The sequence below is a fragment of the Bradyrhizobium manausense genome, from assembly GCF_018131105.1.
Taxonomy (GTDB): Bacteria; Pseudomonadota; Alphaproteobacteria; order Rhizobiales; family Xanthobacteraceae; genus Bradyrhizobium; species Bradyrhizobium manausense_B.
On the sequence record NZ_JAFCJI010000001.1, the window covers coordinates 2,243,856 to 2,257,204 of the forward strand.

At 65.4% G+C, this 13,349-nt stretch carries 9 protein-coding genes and 1 tRNA gene; 4 read left to right on the forward strand and 6 right to left on the reverse strand.

Annotation, left to right across the window (positions count from 1 at the left end; translation table 11 throughout):
- The 3 genes from JQ631_RS10530 to JQ631_RS10540 form a co-directional block, all read right to left on the reverse strand.
- Nucleotides 1–1,743, reverse strand: coding sequence for an ArnT family glycosyltransferase (locus tag JQ631_RS10530; protein ID WP_212326008.1), 1,743 nt, complete (start codon nucleotides 1,741–1,743; stop codon nucleotides 1–3).
- Nucleotides 1,744–1,793: 50 nt separating this feature from the next.
- Nucleotides 1,794–3,944 (reverse strand): penicillin-binding protein 1C, encoded by a 2,151-nt coding sequence (pbpC, locus tag JQ631_RS10535; protein WP_249160245.1) that lies wholly within the window; start codon nucleotides 3,942–3,944, stop codon nucleotides 1,794–1,796.
- An 83-nt stretch (nucleotides 3,945–4,027) separates the two neighbouring features.
- A complete protein-coding gene (locus JQ631_RS10540; protein WP_212326011.1) occupies nucleotides 4,028–9,232 on the reverse strand; it encodes an alpha-2-macroglobulin family protein in 5,205 nt (1,734 codons plus the stop codon).
- A 404-nt stretch (nucleotides 9,233–9,636) separates the two neighbouring features.
- Between JQ631_RS10540 and JQ631_RS10545 the strand changes: the two genes are divergently transcribed.
- From JQ631_RS10545 to JQ631_RS10555, 3 genes are all read left to right on the forward strand, one after another.
- Nucleotides 9,637–9,713: transfer RNA gene (locus JQ631_RS10545), tRNA-Arg, on the forward strand.
- A gap of 171 nt (nucleotides 9,714–9,884) precedes the next feature.
- A complete protein-coding gene (locus JQ631_RS10550) occupies nucleotides 9,885–10,130 on the forward strand; it encodes a hypothetical protein (protein WP_212326012.1) in 246 nt (81 codons plus the stop codon).
- Between the two features lie 865 nt (nucleotides 10,131–10,995).
- Entirely contained in the window at nucleotides 10,996–11,157 is a 162-nt protein-coding gene (locus JQ631_RS10555) for a hypothetical protein (RefSeq protein ID WP_212326013.1), read from the forward strand.
- Nucleotides 11,158–11,233: 76 nt separating this feature from the next.
- Here the strand turns inward: JQ631_RS10555 and JQ631_RS10560 are convergent, their stop codons facing one another.
- From JQ631_RS10560 to JQ631_RS10570, 3 genes are all read right to left on the reverse strand, one after another.
- Complete coding sequence (locus JQ631_RS10560; protein ID WP_212326014.1) at nucleotides 11,234–11,998, reverse strand: hypothetical protein; 765 nt, start codon at nucleotides 11,996–11,998, stop codon at nucleotides 11,234–11,236.
- A 173-nt stretch (nucleotides 11,999–12,171) separates the two neighbouring features.
- Complete coding sequence (locus JQ631_RS10565; RefSeq protein WP_212326015.1) at nucleotides 12,172–12,399, reverse strand: DUF2273 domain-containing protein; 228 nt, start codon at nucleotides 12,397–12,399, stop codon at nucleotides 12,172–12,174.
- Between the two features lie 56 nt (nucleotides 12,400–12,455).
- Nucleotides 12,456–12,704, reverse strand: coding sequence for a hypothetical protein (locus JQ631_RS10570; RefSeq protein ID WP_212326016.1), 249 nt, complete (start codon nucleotides 12,702–12,704; stop codon nucleotides 12,456–12,458).
- A gap of 264 nt (nucleotides 12,705–12,968) precedes the next feature.
- Between JQ631_RS10570 and JQ631_RS10575 the strand changes: the two genes are divergently transcribed.
- Entirely contained in the window at nucleotides 12,969–13,316 is a 348-nt protein-coding gene (locus tag JQ631_RS10575) for a DUF6481 family protein (RefSeq protein WP_212326019.1), read from the forward strand.
- Nucleotides 13,317–13,349 lie beyond the last annotated feature (33 nt).

Consider the following 13,349-nt stretch of genomic DNA (forward strand, 5'->3'; position numbering starts at 1 on the left):
CTACTCGGTGCCCTCGGAGCGGAAAATCGAGATCGAGATCGCGCGTCCTTGCGAGAAATTATAGCCGTCGATGCGCGCGCCGACCTTGTAGCGCAGCCCGATCGCCTCGGCGCGCTGCACGAAGCTTCGTTCCGAGCGCTGCTCGATCAGCGCGAACCGGCAGCTGCCCTGCCTGAGGAAATCGGCGGCGCCGGACCCGTCAGTCAGCAACGTCTGGGTGCCCGTCAGGAACACGAGGCTCGGCTCGGCATAGCCGGCCGAGGCCGCTTTGGGCCCGACGCAGGTCACGTTGCGCAGCGCGCGCGCCACCTCGATGCTCGGAAACAACGGCGTCAGCGACGGCAGCACGATGCCGTAGACCACCACTGCCAGCATCAACGCCGCAACCAGCGCGTTGAGCACCGAACGCTCGGCGCGGTTGGTGTCGAACAGCCACCAGGCGAACAGGCCGAAGATCAGCGAGGCCGCGATGAAGGGCCAGGCGACGAACGCCGGTTGCCGCGTCAGTATCACGGCGCCGACCACGGCGATGATCGAGGCCGCCGCTGGGATTGCGAACCACCAGGCCGAGCCGCGTGCCAGCCAGGAGCGCGACAGCACGTTCCGCTCCAGCGCGCCGGCGGTGAGGATCGCGATCGCCGGATAGAGCGGCAGCACGTAATGCGGCAGTTTTGTCAGCACCGCCTCGAACACGATCCAGGACGGGATCAGCCAGGCCAGCAGAAATTGCGCGCCGGGTTCGCGCCGCGCCCGCCACACCGCAGGCGCCGCCATCGCTGCCAGCGGCGCGCCCGGCCAGAAGGTGATCCAGAACAGCGCCAGGTACAGTCCGGGCGGTGCACCATGGGATTCCTGTGCGCTGAGTTTGCTCAGCATGTCGCCACCGACGGAGTCGGCGAAGAAGGCATCGCCCGCGCGCCAGAAGATCGCGACGAACCATGGCAGCACCAGCACCAGCATCCACATCAGGCCCCAGACGGGACGCAAGCGCCACAGCCATGAGGAATCGCGGTCCTGGATCGCGAGCGCGATGATGGTCAGTCCTGCAAACATCAGGATCAGCGGGCCCTTGATCAGGATGCCCACCGCGAGCGCGGTCCAGAAGATTGCGGGCCAGCTCCACGGCGGACGCGTCTCGTGCTCGGCGCGCTGCCACGACAAATAGGCCCGCGCCATCGCTCCCATTGCGGCGACCACGCAGAACAACAGCACGGCGTCGGTCTTGGCCAGACGCGCCTCGACACCGAGCAGCACCGAGGCGGACATCAGCAGCGCGGCAAGGGCCGCCGCGCGCCGGGTGACGAAGCCGAGCGCCGCCCAATAGGTCATCAGCACTGCGCCGATCGCGCCGAACAGGGAGGGAAGCCGATAGACCCAGATCCGCAACTCGGCCTTCGGCAGTTTCAGCGCCGTCGCGACTTCAACAGCCGCGGATTGCAACCAGTAGATGCCGACCGGCTTCTTGTAGCGCACGTCCTCCTGGAAGCGAATGTCGACATAGTCGCCGCTCTCGACCATCTGCTTGGTGGCCTGCGCAAAGCGCGCTTCGTCACGGTCGACCGGCGGGATGGTGAAGAAGCCGGGCAGGAACAGCAGCAGCGCGCACAGCACCAGGAAGCTCACGGCACGCGCGTGGCTGGCAGTGACGAAGTCGAGCATCAGCACGAGCCGGCTACCCGGATTCACGGGCGTTTTCGGCTCTCGGGGCGCTCCAAAACGGGGAGTTGGGTAGGTCTCGGCCATTGGTTCCGCTTACGCTGAAACCGCCATCGCCACAACCGCTTAAGGCACGCTCATTGAATTCGAATGACAACTGTGTCCGCGGCGCCCGTAGCGTCGACCACGGTCAGCCGTGCAAAGCCCGGCCCGGGTGGATCGATCAGGCGCTGGCGCCGTCCGTCGATCTCGCCGAGTGCCGTCCCGTTGACCATGACGGTCATCGGCAACACCCCACCGGCGACCTTGACGGGCATCGCGGCCACCTCGGCTCCGCCCGAACGATCGACATCGATCCGGGAGCCGTTAAGCGGGAACTGTATGTGGAGCGCCTGCTCGCCGCCAGTCCGGACGAGTTCCCCGAGGGGACGGAACCGCCTCAGCGGCAACGGCAACTTCGCGTTGTTGGCCACCAGGGTTCCCTTGGGCGGCTTCGGCAACGGGACCAGCGTCTTCCCGGTCCGTGCAAACGCGTCGAACAGGATGGGCGCCGCGGCGATGCGACCGATCAGACCGGGAACCGGCGCGCCATCGGGCCGGCCGACCCAGACGCCGATCGTCATCCGGCCGTCGAACCCGACCGACCAGGCGTCGCGATAGCCGTAGGAGGTACCGGTCTTGAAGGCGATGCGGTTACGGGCCGCGTTCTCCGGCGGCGGAGTTCCCAGGAGCACGTTGCCGACCTGCCAGGCTGCGACAGGATCCAGCAGCCGGAGCGGCTCGCGATCATCCTTGTCGGCCATGACCTCGCGTAACGGCCTGGTGGTGCCGAGCCGGGCGAAGCCCGTATAGAGCTGCGCAAGGTCCTGCAGTGTCACCCCGACGCCGCCAAGGCCCATCGCAAGCCCCGGTGCCTCATCCTTGGGCAGCACGAGATTGCCGCCGGCCTGCCGCAGCCGCGAGGCCAGCCGGCTCGAGCCGACGCGGTCGAGCAGCACGATGGCCGGCACGTTCAGCGAGAGTTGCAGCGCCTTCTTCACCGGCACCGTGCCCTGGAACGTCATGTCAAAATTTTCCGGCGCGTAGGAGCCGAAGCGGACCGGGCGGTCGTCGATCAGACTGTCAGGGTGAACAAAGCCGTCCTCGAAGGCGAGGCCATAGATGAACGGTTTCAGCGTCGAGCCCGGCGAGCGGAGGGCGCGGGTCATGTCGACCTGACCTGCCCGGCTGTCGTCGAAATAATCGGCCGAGCCGACGCGGGCGAGTACGTCGCCGCTCTCATTGTCGATCACGATGATGCCGACCGAGATGTTCGGCCCCAGCGCTGTGGCGCGGTCGCGCGCCAAGGGCTCCAGCACCTTCTGGAGATTGGAATCCAGCGTCAGCTTGATGACAGGCGCGTCCTTGACCGTGGCCAGCGCGCTGTCGGAGGCGTGCGGCGCCAGGATAGGCATCGGCTTGCGCAGCTTGGGCACCGGCACGGCTTTCGCCTGCGCTGCATCGTCGACGCCGACCACATGCTCCTCGACCATCCGGTCGAGCACGCGATCGCGCGCCTTGCGGGCGGCATCAGGATAGCGGTCGAGCCTGCGTGTCTCCGGCGATTGCGGCAGCGCGACCAGCAGCGCTGCTTCCGCAAGCGACAGCCGCTTCGGCTCCTTGCCGAGATAGGCGATGGAGGCGGCGCGGATGCCTTCGAGATTGCCGCCGTAGGGCGCGAGCGCAAGATAGAGGTTGAGGATCTCGTCCTTGCTCAGCGCCCGCTCGAGCTCGATCGCGCGGACGATTTGATGCAGTTTGGCGTAGAGCGAGCGCTGCCGCCGCGGCTCCATCAGCCGTGCGAGCTGCATGGAGATGGTCGAACCGCCCGACACGATGTGGCCGCGTGTCGAGAGCTGCAGCGCTGCGCGGCCCAGCGCCAGCGGATCGATGCCGTCATGGGCGTAGAAGCGCTGGTCCTCGTAGGCGAACAGCAGCTTCAGGTAGGTTGGATCGACATTTGCCTTGGCGTCGACCGGCAGCCGCCAGCGCCCGTCCGCCATGGCGTAGGCGCGCAGCAGTTTTCCATTGCGGTCGACCACCGAGGTCGAGACCCGGCGCGCCTGGTCGAGCGGCAGCGGGCCGAGTGAATAGACCCATCCGACGAAGCCGATGACGACGAGGATGACCGCGAGCGCGAAGATTGAGAGAAGGCGATGCCCCCCGCCCCTCGCTCCGTCATGGCCGGGCCTGTCCCGGCCATCCACGTTCTTGCCCCCAGCACCAAAGTCCGTGGATGCCCGGGACATCTGCGCGAAGACGCGCTTCGCGCTTTTGCCCGGGCATGGCGACGGAGATTGCGGCTCGTTCGGGACGCCAGTCATCCAATCACTCACTTCGCTGCCCGCACCTCGACATTGCCCGTGCCAGTGCGACCATAGCGCGAGGGATTGTACATGTCCTCGACATAGGCCTGCGGCAGCACGTATTTGCCGGGCGAGACGACGCGCACGACATAGGCGACGGTGAAGATCGCCTTGGAGTCCGAGGCCCGGTCCACGGCCGCCGTGAAGCGGTCATCGCGGAACTCGGTATCCTTGGGCTCCGCGCCGTCCTCGATCCAGTCCAGCGTGCCGCTGTCGCCCGACGACACCAGCTTCGGGTTGTCGATCTCCAGACCCGCCGGCAGATAATCGGACACCATGATGTGGCCGAATTCCGGCTTCGCCTCGGTGATCTTCAACACCACGGCGTAGCGATCGTTCTGCTTGACCTTGCTGATATCGGCCGGCTTGCCGTCGAGCGTGAAATAATTCCGCTCGATCTTGAAGCCGTTCGACGCAGCCGGCTCCGGCGTGACCGGCGAGCCGGACACCGAGACCACCGCCTGCACCGGCGCATCGCCGGTGTTGGTGATCTTCAGCGGCTTGCCGCTGAGCGTATCCGCCTTGTAGCTGCGATAGACCGCAGTCTTGATCGCCTGGCCGTCGACCTCGATCGAGAGGTTCTCCTTGGCGAGCGCCCGCGCCGCCAGCACCAACCACGCATTCTCCTGCGTGGAGGTGTGCGGCGTGAGCCCGCGCGCGGTCTCGACCCGTGCCACGGCTTGCGTCAGCGTCGCCTTGGGCGCGTTGCCTTCGCTCGCGAGCGAGACGAGTGCTGCGGCGTCGCGAAGCTGCGAGCCGTAGTCAGTGCGGCCGAACTCCAGCACCGGCTTTGGCGCGAGGCTGTCGAGCGCTGCGCCATAGACCCGTTCCGCGCGGTTGCGGTCCCCCACCAGAGCGAGCGCCGCCGCGAGCTGAGACTTGGCGATCGGCGTCGCCAGGTTGTTCAGTTTGGTATCGGCGAGATAGCGGAGATCACCGATCGGCGCGGCGCCGTTGCGGGCGAGGACGTAGAGGCCGTAGGCGAGATCGCGACCGCCGTCCTTCTCCGGCTCATTGCCGTTGACGACGGAGTTTCTGATACGGTCGAGCGCGTTCTTGAACAGAATGTCCGGCACCACAAAGCCCTTTTCGCGGGCACGGGTGAGGAAGTCCGTCACGTAAGCATCGAGCCAGGCATCGTCGCCGCCGGCCGACCACAGGCCGAACGAGCCGTTGGAGCCCTGACGGGCCAGAAGTCGCTCGATGGCATCGCGGATGCGCTGGTCAACCCCGGTGTCCATGGCGAGATGCGCCCCGGCCGCGAGATCGTTGACATAGAGCAGCGGCATGGCGCGGCTCGTGATCTGTTCCGAGCAGCCATAGGGATAGCGGTCGAGCGCCTTCAGGATGGTCGCCGCATCGAGCGCGGTGGACAGGCTGGCCGAAACCGAGACGCTGCCGGTACCGGGCACGAGATCGGAGAACATGTCCGAGGTCAGCGTCAGGCTTTCGCCCTTTGCCAGCGTCCGGATCGAGCGGCGCGCCAGCACCTGCGTCGCCGCCTTGACGTCGAGCGCGTAATGGCGCGCGAGTGTCAGACCATTCGGTCCCTTGATATCGACGTCGAGCGTGGCTTGTCCTGCCGCGGTCGCGTCGATCGCGAGCGCGAACGAATTGCGTTGCTTAGCGGCGAGCTTCACCGTGATGGCGGGATTGCCTGACATCTTCACCGGCCCGCTTGTCTTCACGTTGATGACGTAGTCGCCGGCCTGGCCCTCGACATTGTCGAGTTCGAGATTGACCGTGCCATGGTCGCCATTGAGCAGGAAGCGCGGCAGGGTCGTGGTCAGCACAACGGGATCGCGGATCACGACGTCGGTATTGGCACGGCCGAGTTTGGTGGCCGTCCACGCCACTGCCATCACGCGGGCCGTTCCAGCGAACTCCGGAATGTCGAAGCTGACTTCCGCCGTGCCGTCAGCCCCTACCGTGACGATGCCGGAATAAAGCGCGAGCGGCTTCTGCGCGGGCGGCGAGCCCTGTAACTCGGCCGCGCCGGCGTCGCCGCCGGATTTGATCTGGCCGCGCGTGCCCGACATGCCGTCAATCAGTTGCCCATAGAGATCGCGGATCTCTGCGCTCAACTGGCGCTGGCCGAGATAATAATCATCCGGCGCCGGCGGCTTGTAATTGGTGAGATTGAGAATGCCGACATCGACCGCGGCGACGACGATTTTGGCGTCCTCGCCGGGATTGAGCCCGTCCAGCTTGACCGGGATCTTCAGCATCGAGTTCGGCCGGATCAGATCAGGCGGCGTCAGCTTGACCTGGAGTGTGCGGGCCTGCTTGTCGATCCCGAACCACTTCAGGCCGATGGCGCGGCCCGGCATGCGCTGCGCGGCCGCATCGAGCGGGCGACGGAGCGTCGCCACCACATACGCGCCGGTGCCCCAGTCCTTGCCGACTGGGAGCTTCACCTGCGCGGTCCCTTCCTTGACGTCGATGGTCTGCGTCGTCAGCAGGCGGTCGCCGACCACGTTGACGGTCAGCTTGCCGGCGGTGCGGACATTGACCGACACAGTCATGGTGTCGCTGGAGGAGTATTGCGGCTTGTCGATCGAGGTTTCCAGGAGATCCGGGGTGTCGGCGCTGCCATCGGAATACCAACCGACGTCGAACTGCACCGAGGTCACCGGGCCGTCTGCGTCGTTCGACTTCACATCCAGCCGGTAACGGCCGGGGCGCGGCGCCAGCGAGATGCGGGACGGCTTGTCGGCGGCGATGGTGACATCACCGTCGGCGACACGCGAGGTCGACTTGACCGGCTCGTACTCCCAGTAATTGTTCTGGCGATACCATTGGTAGCGCGACTCCATCTTCAGGAGTTCGTAGCGCAGGCCGTCCCGGGCCAGGGTCTTGCCCTCGGGCGACACGAACACGATTTCGAACTCGGCCTTGTCGCCTTCCGCGACGTTCTTGTCGCCGAACAGCGGCTTGATGCCAATCAACGCGGTCGCAGGCGCGACCGGCAGGACCAGCTTACGCTCGACGGCACGTCCGCCGGTCTCGACCATGCGGACGAAGATCTGCGCTTCCTGCGGACGCGTCGAGGCCGGCTGCTTGTCGAGCGTCACCGGGAAGGTCGCCACGCCGTTCGCGTCGGCTTCAGGCAGGTTCTCGAGCGGCGTGCGTTCGTTCGAGGTGGTCTGCTCGTCGTCGACGCCGAACTGGTAGCCTGCAAAGCCCGGACGTTCGCTCGCCGGCGCAATCAGCATGTCGCCTTCGAGGCTGAGGCCCGAGGCCGGCGCGCCGTAGAGGAAATGACCGTCCGCCTTAAGCTCCACAGGAGCGTTAGCTTTGATCACCTTGTCCTTGGCGGACAAATCGAATTCGATCCTGTCAGGGACGTAATCCTCGACCATGAACGTGGTTTCACCGACGGAAGTCCCCTTCGGATCGGTGAAGGCGCGTACCCGCCACGTCCCTGTCGGAACGGCCGAGTTGAGCGGCACGGCGAGCGTGCGGCCGCCGGCGCCCTGGTCGGACAATACGGCGCGGCGGAATTCCACGCCGTCCGGGCGCTCGATCACCAGCGTCAGCGGCCCGCCGTTGACGGCGTTGCCCTGCCCGTCGCGGAGCAGCGCGGTGAGGTAGACAGTCTCGCTGGAGCGATAGACGCCGCGCTCGGCGTAGACGAAGGCATCGGCGCCAGCAGGCACTGCACGGCCCGCGACGCCACGGTCGCTGAGGTCGAAGGCCGACGTCTTCAGGCTGAGGAAGGCGTAGTCGGCCTTCTCGCCGTTGACCGTCAGCATGGCCGGCGACAGGCCGCCCTCACCGCGCGCGAGCCCCGCCTCGAACAGCACATGGCCGGCGTCGTCGGTCTTGCGCGTCGCCAAAATCTCGTTGTTGCGGGCGACCAGCCGCACCTCGGCTTTGCCGACCGGATCGGTGGAGGCCAGCGAATTGACGAAGACATGAATGCCGTCATTGCCGGAATAGGCGGCGACGCCGAGATCGGAGACGATGAACCATTGGGTGGCGAGCTGGTAATCATCGTCGCTGCCGGGGCCTTTGGCCGCCGCCGTCATCACGTAGACGCCGGGCTGGAGCTCGCCCAGCGCCTGGTCGACCGGAAAAGCGGTGATGACGTCCTGGTTCAGGTTCATTGCGGTCGCGAGCTCGCCGGACCAGACCTTCACGCCGCGCTCGTCGCCGAGATCAGAGAGTTGATACTTCGACAGCGTCTTCTGGAAGTCGCTGTCGACCACCGTATTGATCAGGTTGCGATCGCCGATCCTGTAAACGTTGATGTTCACCGCCGGCGTATTGACGCTGACCACGGGAATGCCACGCTGCCCGGTACGCGGCAGCACATAGGCGCGGCTGGTGAAGCGCACGAACGGCTTGCGATCGCGCACATAGATGTTGAACTCGGCCGATTTGGGCAGGCCTTCCTTCACGGTCGACGGCAGGCCGGCGCGCAGATTGACGTTGTAGCGTTCGCCGTGCTTCAGCCCGTCGACGCAGAGCTGCTTGCCCTCGGCCGACAGCGCCGGCTTGTCCTGGCCCGCCAGCGCCAGGTAGGGCGCGAAATCGGTCCGCTTGGCGAGTTCCTCGGAGAACTGGAAGCAGGCGCGCGGGCTCGCCGAATCCGAGTCCACGGTATAATCGAGCAGCCGGAAACCATGCTCGTCACGCAGCTTCTCGTAGGCGCCGCGGACGTCGGCGACCTCGCGCATGTCGAGCGACAGCCGCAGCGAATCCAGTGCCGGCCGCCACAGCTTGCGCTCCGATAGCGACTTGCCGAGCACGGCAAGCGCATCCGCCTCTTCGCCCGCATTGCCGGCGCGCATGTAGGCGATGTAGGCGGCGGTCGAGGCGCGTTCCAGCAGGAAGGTCTGCTCGCTCGAGCTCTTCGGCGTAATCTGGAAGACGACCTTGGCGAGACGCAGCCAGTTGCCGGCATCCTCCGGCGTGGTGGCGGCGATCTGGCCGAGGATCGAGAGCCCGGTGCGGTAGTCGTTGCGCCTGAAGGCGGCGTCGGCGTCCGTCTTCAGCGTCGCATTGGTCTTGGCGACGGGCCCCGCCTCGCTCTTGATCTGCGCCTCCAGCTTGATCGCGGAATCGGCAAGATCGTCGCGCTTGAACGCCTTGTCGGCGGCGTGCGCCGCACTCAAGCCAAACGCCAGCATGGCGCAGAACGTGACGGCGCGGACCAACCCGATCATGAAGGGACTCCCGGAAATCGCGGACGAACGCCGCGGCGGCGCTAAACTGCGCGGAAAGGGTGACAGACTCAAGGCGATGGAACCAAAGGTGCAAAACGTCGCATTCGCCATGGCAAGGCACGCCCAGAGGAGACCGATCGCGCTATCGCCGCGCACGCCGTCCTGTGGCGCAGCCAATACCGGACCAGTCGACCGGCGACCGTGTCCCGGAAGCTAGCCAGCGTTGCCGGCGACGTGATCCGTCGTCCAGTCCGCTGCCGCTCAACCCGGCACCCTGACACTCCACCGTTCCGCTTTGTCGCGGCACGGAGGAAAACGGTTCGGTTCAGACTTGGCGAAAGACCAGATTTTTCATATTGGCATGCTATACGAACGGCCCGCCCCCAGCCCGGGGCGGCCCAGACGGTCCCGTAGCTCAACTGGATAGAGCATCAGATTTCTACTCTGAGGGTTGCAGGTTCGATTCCTGCCGGGATCGCCAAGCCGCGGTCTTATCGAGCGAACGCCAGCGTTCATCTTGGCACGCCAACCGTCGCCCCCGCAAATCCATGGTGTTTCACGAACGCGTGGGTCGGCTTGCTCCGGTCTTTGAACAGAGGGGATGCGTCCTATTTATGCGCGGCGGGTGAGGTTTGCCCCAGAAGGAATCTGAATGCCGCGTGCCGAATTGATGAGAATGGGAATCGCCTTTGTGGTGGCGATCGTTGCGATGTCGTTTCTGGCGCTCGATGCTGTGGTCGACGTCAACGCAACCGCGATCATGAAGCGCATCGAGACGGCGCGCGCGTCCATCGTGGATGTCGTAATGGCTCAGCCCCAACCCGCCTTCGCCGTTCAGGCCTGGACGCGTCACAACCAAGAGGGACCGGTCTTGGAGCATTGCTTGGCGATTGAGTGATTCAAGTATGTCAGCAAGTCATCCTGCTATCCTTACAACTCGGCCGGATTTTCGCTTGTTCACGATCTGACTCTACTTCGTTCGCGGCGTGCGAATCGCAGTCGGGAAAATCCACGCGGCCCACGTCTCAACGCGGCGTTTCATCCAGCGAGTCCGTCCACACATTCGGCAATGCAAGCCTGGTCCAATCCGGCGCACATTGTTCGCGGCCGCACGACAGGATGCGCCTCGACATGGGAAGGACGTCACGACCGGCACGTTAGATGCGGCGAAACAGAGTGGTGCCGACCAGCCAGCCCGGTCGGCTTTAAAGGGCCCCCTGCTTGTTCCCCCAAGCACGGGGCTTTCTCATGACTGGCGACAAGCCCGAATTGCGCGGGCCTTGCTCACAGGAGGAGATCAGTCTCTCCGCTCGTCGTCGCGACGATCGCGGGCGAGTTGATGCCAGGCCAGCGCCAGCTCGATGAGGCGTTGCCGGTCCGGGCCATCGGACGCCGCTGCGCGCTTCATCGCTGCCTCAGCCTCATGCTGTGGGTCGTACGTCGTACACATGAGGCCAATTCTAGCCGGCTGATATGAACAAATGCGTGGCAAATTCGCCCGTATGATTGCGGTGGACAAAGTTGCACAGGCGCGCACGTTTCCCTCACGATATTACCGCAACGGATTAGCGCGCGACCGGCATACCAATGGCATCCCGCCGGTTTTTCGTATTTTCCTCAATCGGCAAGAGCCGAGCCCAAAGGGGGCAGCGCTTCAATCCGGCGGATCTGTGAATTGCATCACAGCCGAGTTCCCACGCATTCGCTAAAGATCACTCCACGCGCAACAAGAACGCGGCCCGGGACGGATGGCTGGTCTCCTCATGACACGCAAGGCAGAAGCCACGGCACAGGCCGACACACCATCGCGCAAGAGCGACCTGTTCGGTCTCGCCCTTCTCGCTGCCATCGTCCTGGTGATGACAGCCTGGATCGGCGGCCTGGTCTGGGCCGCGATGGCGTTCCTGACCTGGCTTGTCAGCTAGCGCGCAGAACAAGCGTGGACACAAATGAGACGGGCACCGGGCCCGCCTTATTCGCGTCGGTTCTCGCTCGAGAGCTTCAGTAGCAGGCGCGCGGATCGGCCTGCACGTACTGGCCGTTCGGATAGCGGTAGTAGCAATTGCCCTGGGCAAAATAGTAGCCGGGGCGCGACGCAGCCGTGGCGCCGGCAATGGCGCCGGTCGCGCCCCCGATCACGGCACCTGCGGCCGCACCGGAGGCGTTGCCGGAAAGCAGACCGCCGAGCACGCCGCCAACGATAGCCCCGCCGAGCGCGCTGGCGCCGGGATCCGCGGGCGGCGGTGGGGGCGGCGGCGGTTCATAAGCGACCGGCGGACCGGGCGGAGCATAGGCCACCGGCACATCGTCGATATAGTCCTCGGAGATGTAGGCGGGCGGACCATCCATCCGCTGCGGATAATAATACCAGACGCCGCCAACATCCCACCACCAGCCGGGGCGGCCGTTGTGAACCTCGTGGCGCCAGCGTCCGCCGTTCCAGGCGAGATTGCCGCGGTAGGCGTGTCCGCCCCAGTCGCGCGTCGGCACCGGGCCGCGTGCGAAATTGCGTCCGGGCGGCGGACCTCCCGCACCGTGCGGACCGGGAGCCATATGGGCCTGGCTACCGGGCGGTGGCGCGGGGTGCCCTGCCTGCTGCGGCGGCGGGCCCTTGCGCATGTTCTGGGGCGGCGCACCGGCGCCCTGCCCCGGCGGATGACCGTCGTGCCTTGGGGGACCCGCGTCCTGCGCTTGCGCTGATAACGCCAGCAAGGACATGGCCGAAACCATGGGAATGATGATCTTCATGCGGCTGGACGCACTCATTCGTGCCTACCCCTCAACTTCCAGAAAATTGCCGTGGCTCATGCGCGATAGACGATTCGGGCGCGCTTGGCTGATGCCGGCTGTCATAACTGACCTGCCAAAGCCGGCCATGTCCCGTTACAAATGTTTAAGATCACGGCAATTTTTCGGCTCTGCGGTCCGCCAGATGGAGTCTAGCGCGCCGGCTCGATCACATTGCAATTGCTTCGCCCCGACATCACGCAGTCCTGCATCTTGCTGGCCGCGGTAAGATCGCGGGCGAGCCACAAGCCAATTCCGAGGATGACGGCGGCAATGATGAGCCCGGCTATTGCGCCGCGACGGCTATCGCCGGATTGGGGCTTTGGCGGCGCGCTCGCCTTCTCGGCGGGGTCAGGCTTGTTGGAAGCAGGCTCGTTCATGGGGACCTTGTCGCTCGGCGAGGCCCTTTATCACCTCTGCGACGTCGCGTCACATCTCAGTCGCTGCTCAGCACCCTTGTCGGCCTCACGGCGACCTTGCGCGAGTTCTCGATCACGGAGACCGCCTGCTGTGTGCGTGGAGAGCAGCTCGTCAGGATGAACGCAATCTGGGTGCACTCCCAGGCGGCCCCCAGAACGGTGCTCTCGATGGGTTGCGGACGCGCGGCCAACACCACCGCGCCTGCGACCGCCACTGCGGCAACCGTGATTGCAAGGGCTTTCAGGCTCAGCCGGAAAGAGATCATGCCCGTGCTCCGTCTCGTTGGGGCGGACGCTAGGCGCCGCCGCTGGGTGTCCTTATGAGGGACATCACAATTCGGCAGTTTTTCCGGGCTACGAAGGATCGGCTGGGTAAGCGATTTCGTTGACCTGATCGGCTGCGATTATGGGTGGCTTCGCGGCGCATAGCGATGTACACGCTTCTGCGTCGCGCGGCGCCTGCTTGTGCCCAGCCGACGTACCAACAGACGCTGATGTAGGATTGAAAGCGAGGAAGACAAGGCTCGTCGATGAGTGGATTTAGGGAACCCGGGTTCGCGGACCGGCAGAAGGCGGCACAGGATGCCCGCAAAAATCTTTTGAACAAATTCAAGTCGCAGCCGGGACAGGATGATCCGGCTGTCGCGGCGCGTCGCGCCGAACGTGAAGCGCTCGCCGCCAAGCGGATCGAGGTCAAGGCCGCGCGCGAAGCCGAAAAGGCCGAGCAGAAGCGTGTCGCGGAAGAAGCTGCTGCCACGGAAGCGGCGCGGATCGCCCGCGAAGCGGAGGAAGCGGTTGCCAGGCAGGCTGAACTCGAAGCCGAGCAGAAGGCCAGGCGCGACGCGCGCTATGCCGCCCGCAAGGCCAAGCGCAAGTAGCGTTCGCCAGTCACGTTCAGTTGAATTTGGATT

What these genes read in the sequence shown, in the direction of transcription:
- JQ631_RS10555 (WP_212326013.1), top strand. Translation starts at nt 10,996, where the DNA reads ATGACACGCAAGGCAGAAGCCACGGCACAGGCCGACACACCATCGCGC.
- JQ631_RS10575 (WP_212326019.1), top strand. Translation starts at nt 12,969, where the DNA reads ATGAGTGGATTTAGGGAACCCGGGTTCGCGGACCGGCAGAAGGCGGCA.
- JQ631_RS10560 (WP_212326014.1), bottom strand. Translation starts at nt 11,998, where the DNA reads ATGAGTGCGTCCAGCCGCATGAAGATCATCATTCCCATGGTTTCGGCC.
- JQ631_RS10530 (WP_212326008.1), bottom strand. Translation starts at nt 1,743, where the DNA reads ATGGCCGAGACCTACCCAACTCCCCGTTTTGGAGCGCCCCGAGAGCCG.
- pbpC (WP_249160245.1), bottom strand. Translation starts at nt 3,944, where the DNA reads ATGTCCCGGGCATCCACGGACTTTGGTGCTGGGGGCAAGAACGTGGAT.
- JQ631_RS10570 (WP_212326016.1), bottom strand. Translation starts at nt 12,704, where the DNA reads ATGATCTCTTTCCGGCTGAGCCTGAAAGCCCTTGCAATCACGGTTGCC.
- JQ631_RS10550 (WP_212326012.1), top strand. Translation starts at nt 9,885, where the DNA reads ATGCCGCGTGCCGAATTGATGAGAATGGGAATCGCCTTTGTGGTGGCG.
- JQ631_RS10540 (WP_212326011.1), bottom strand. Translation starts at nt 9,232, where the DNA reads ATGATCGGGTTGGTCCGCGCCGTCACGTTCTGCGCCATGCTGGCGTTT.
- JQ631_RS10565 (WP_212326015.1), bottom strand. Translation starts at nt 12,399, where the DNA reads ATGAACGAGCCTGCTTCCAACAAGCCTGACCCCGCCGAGAAGGCGAGC.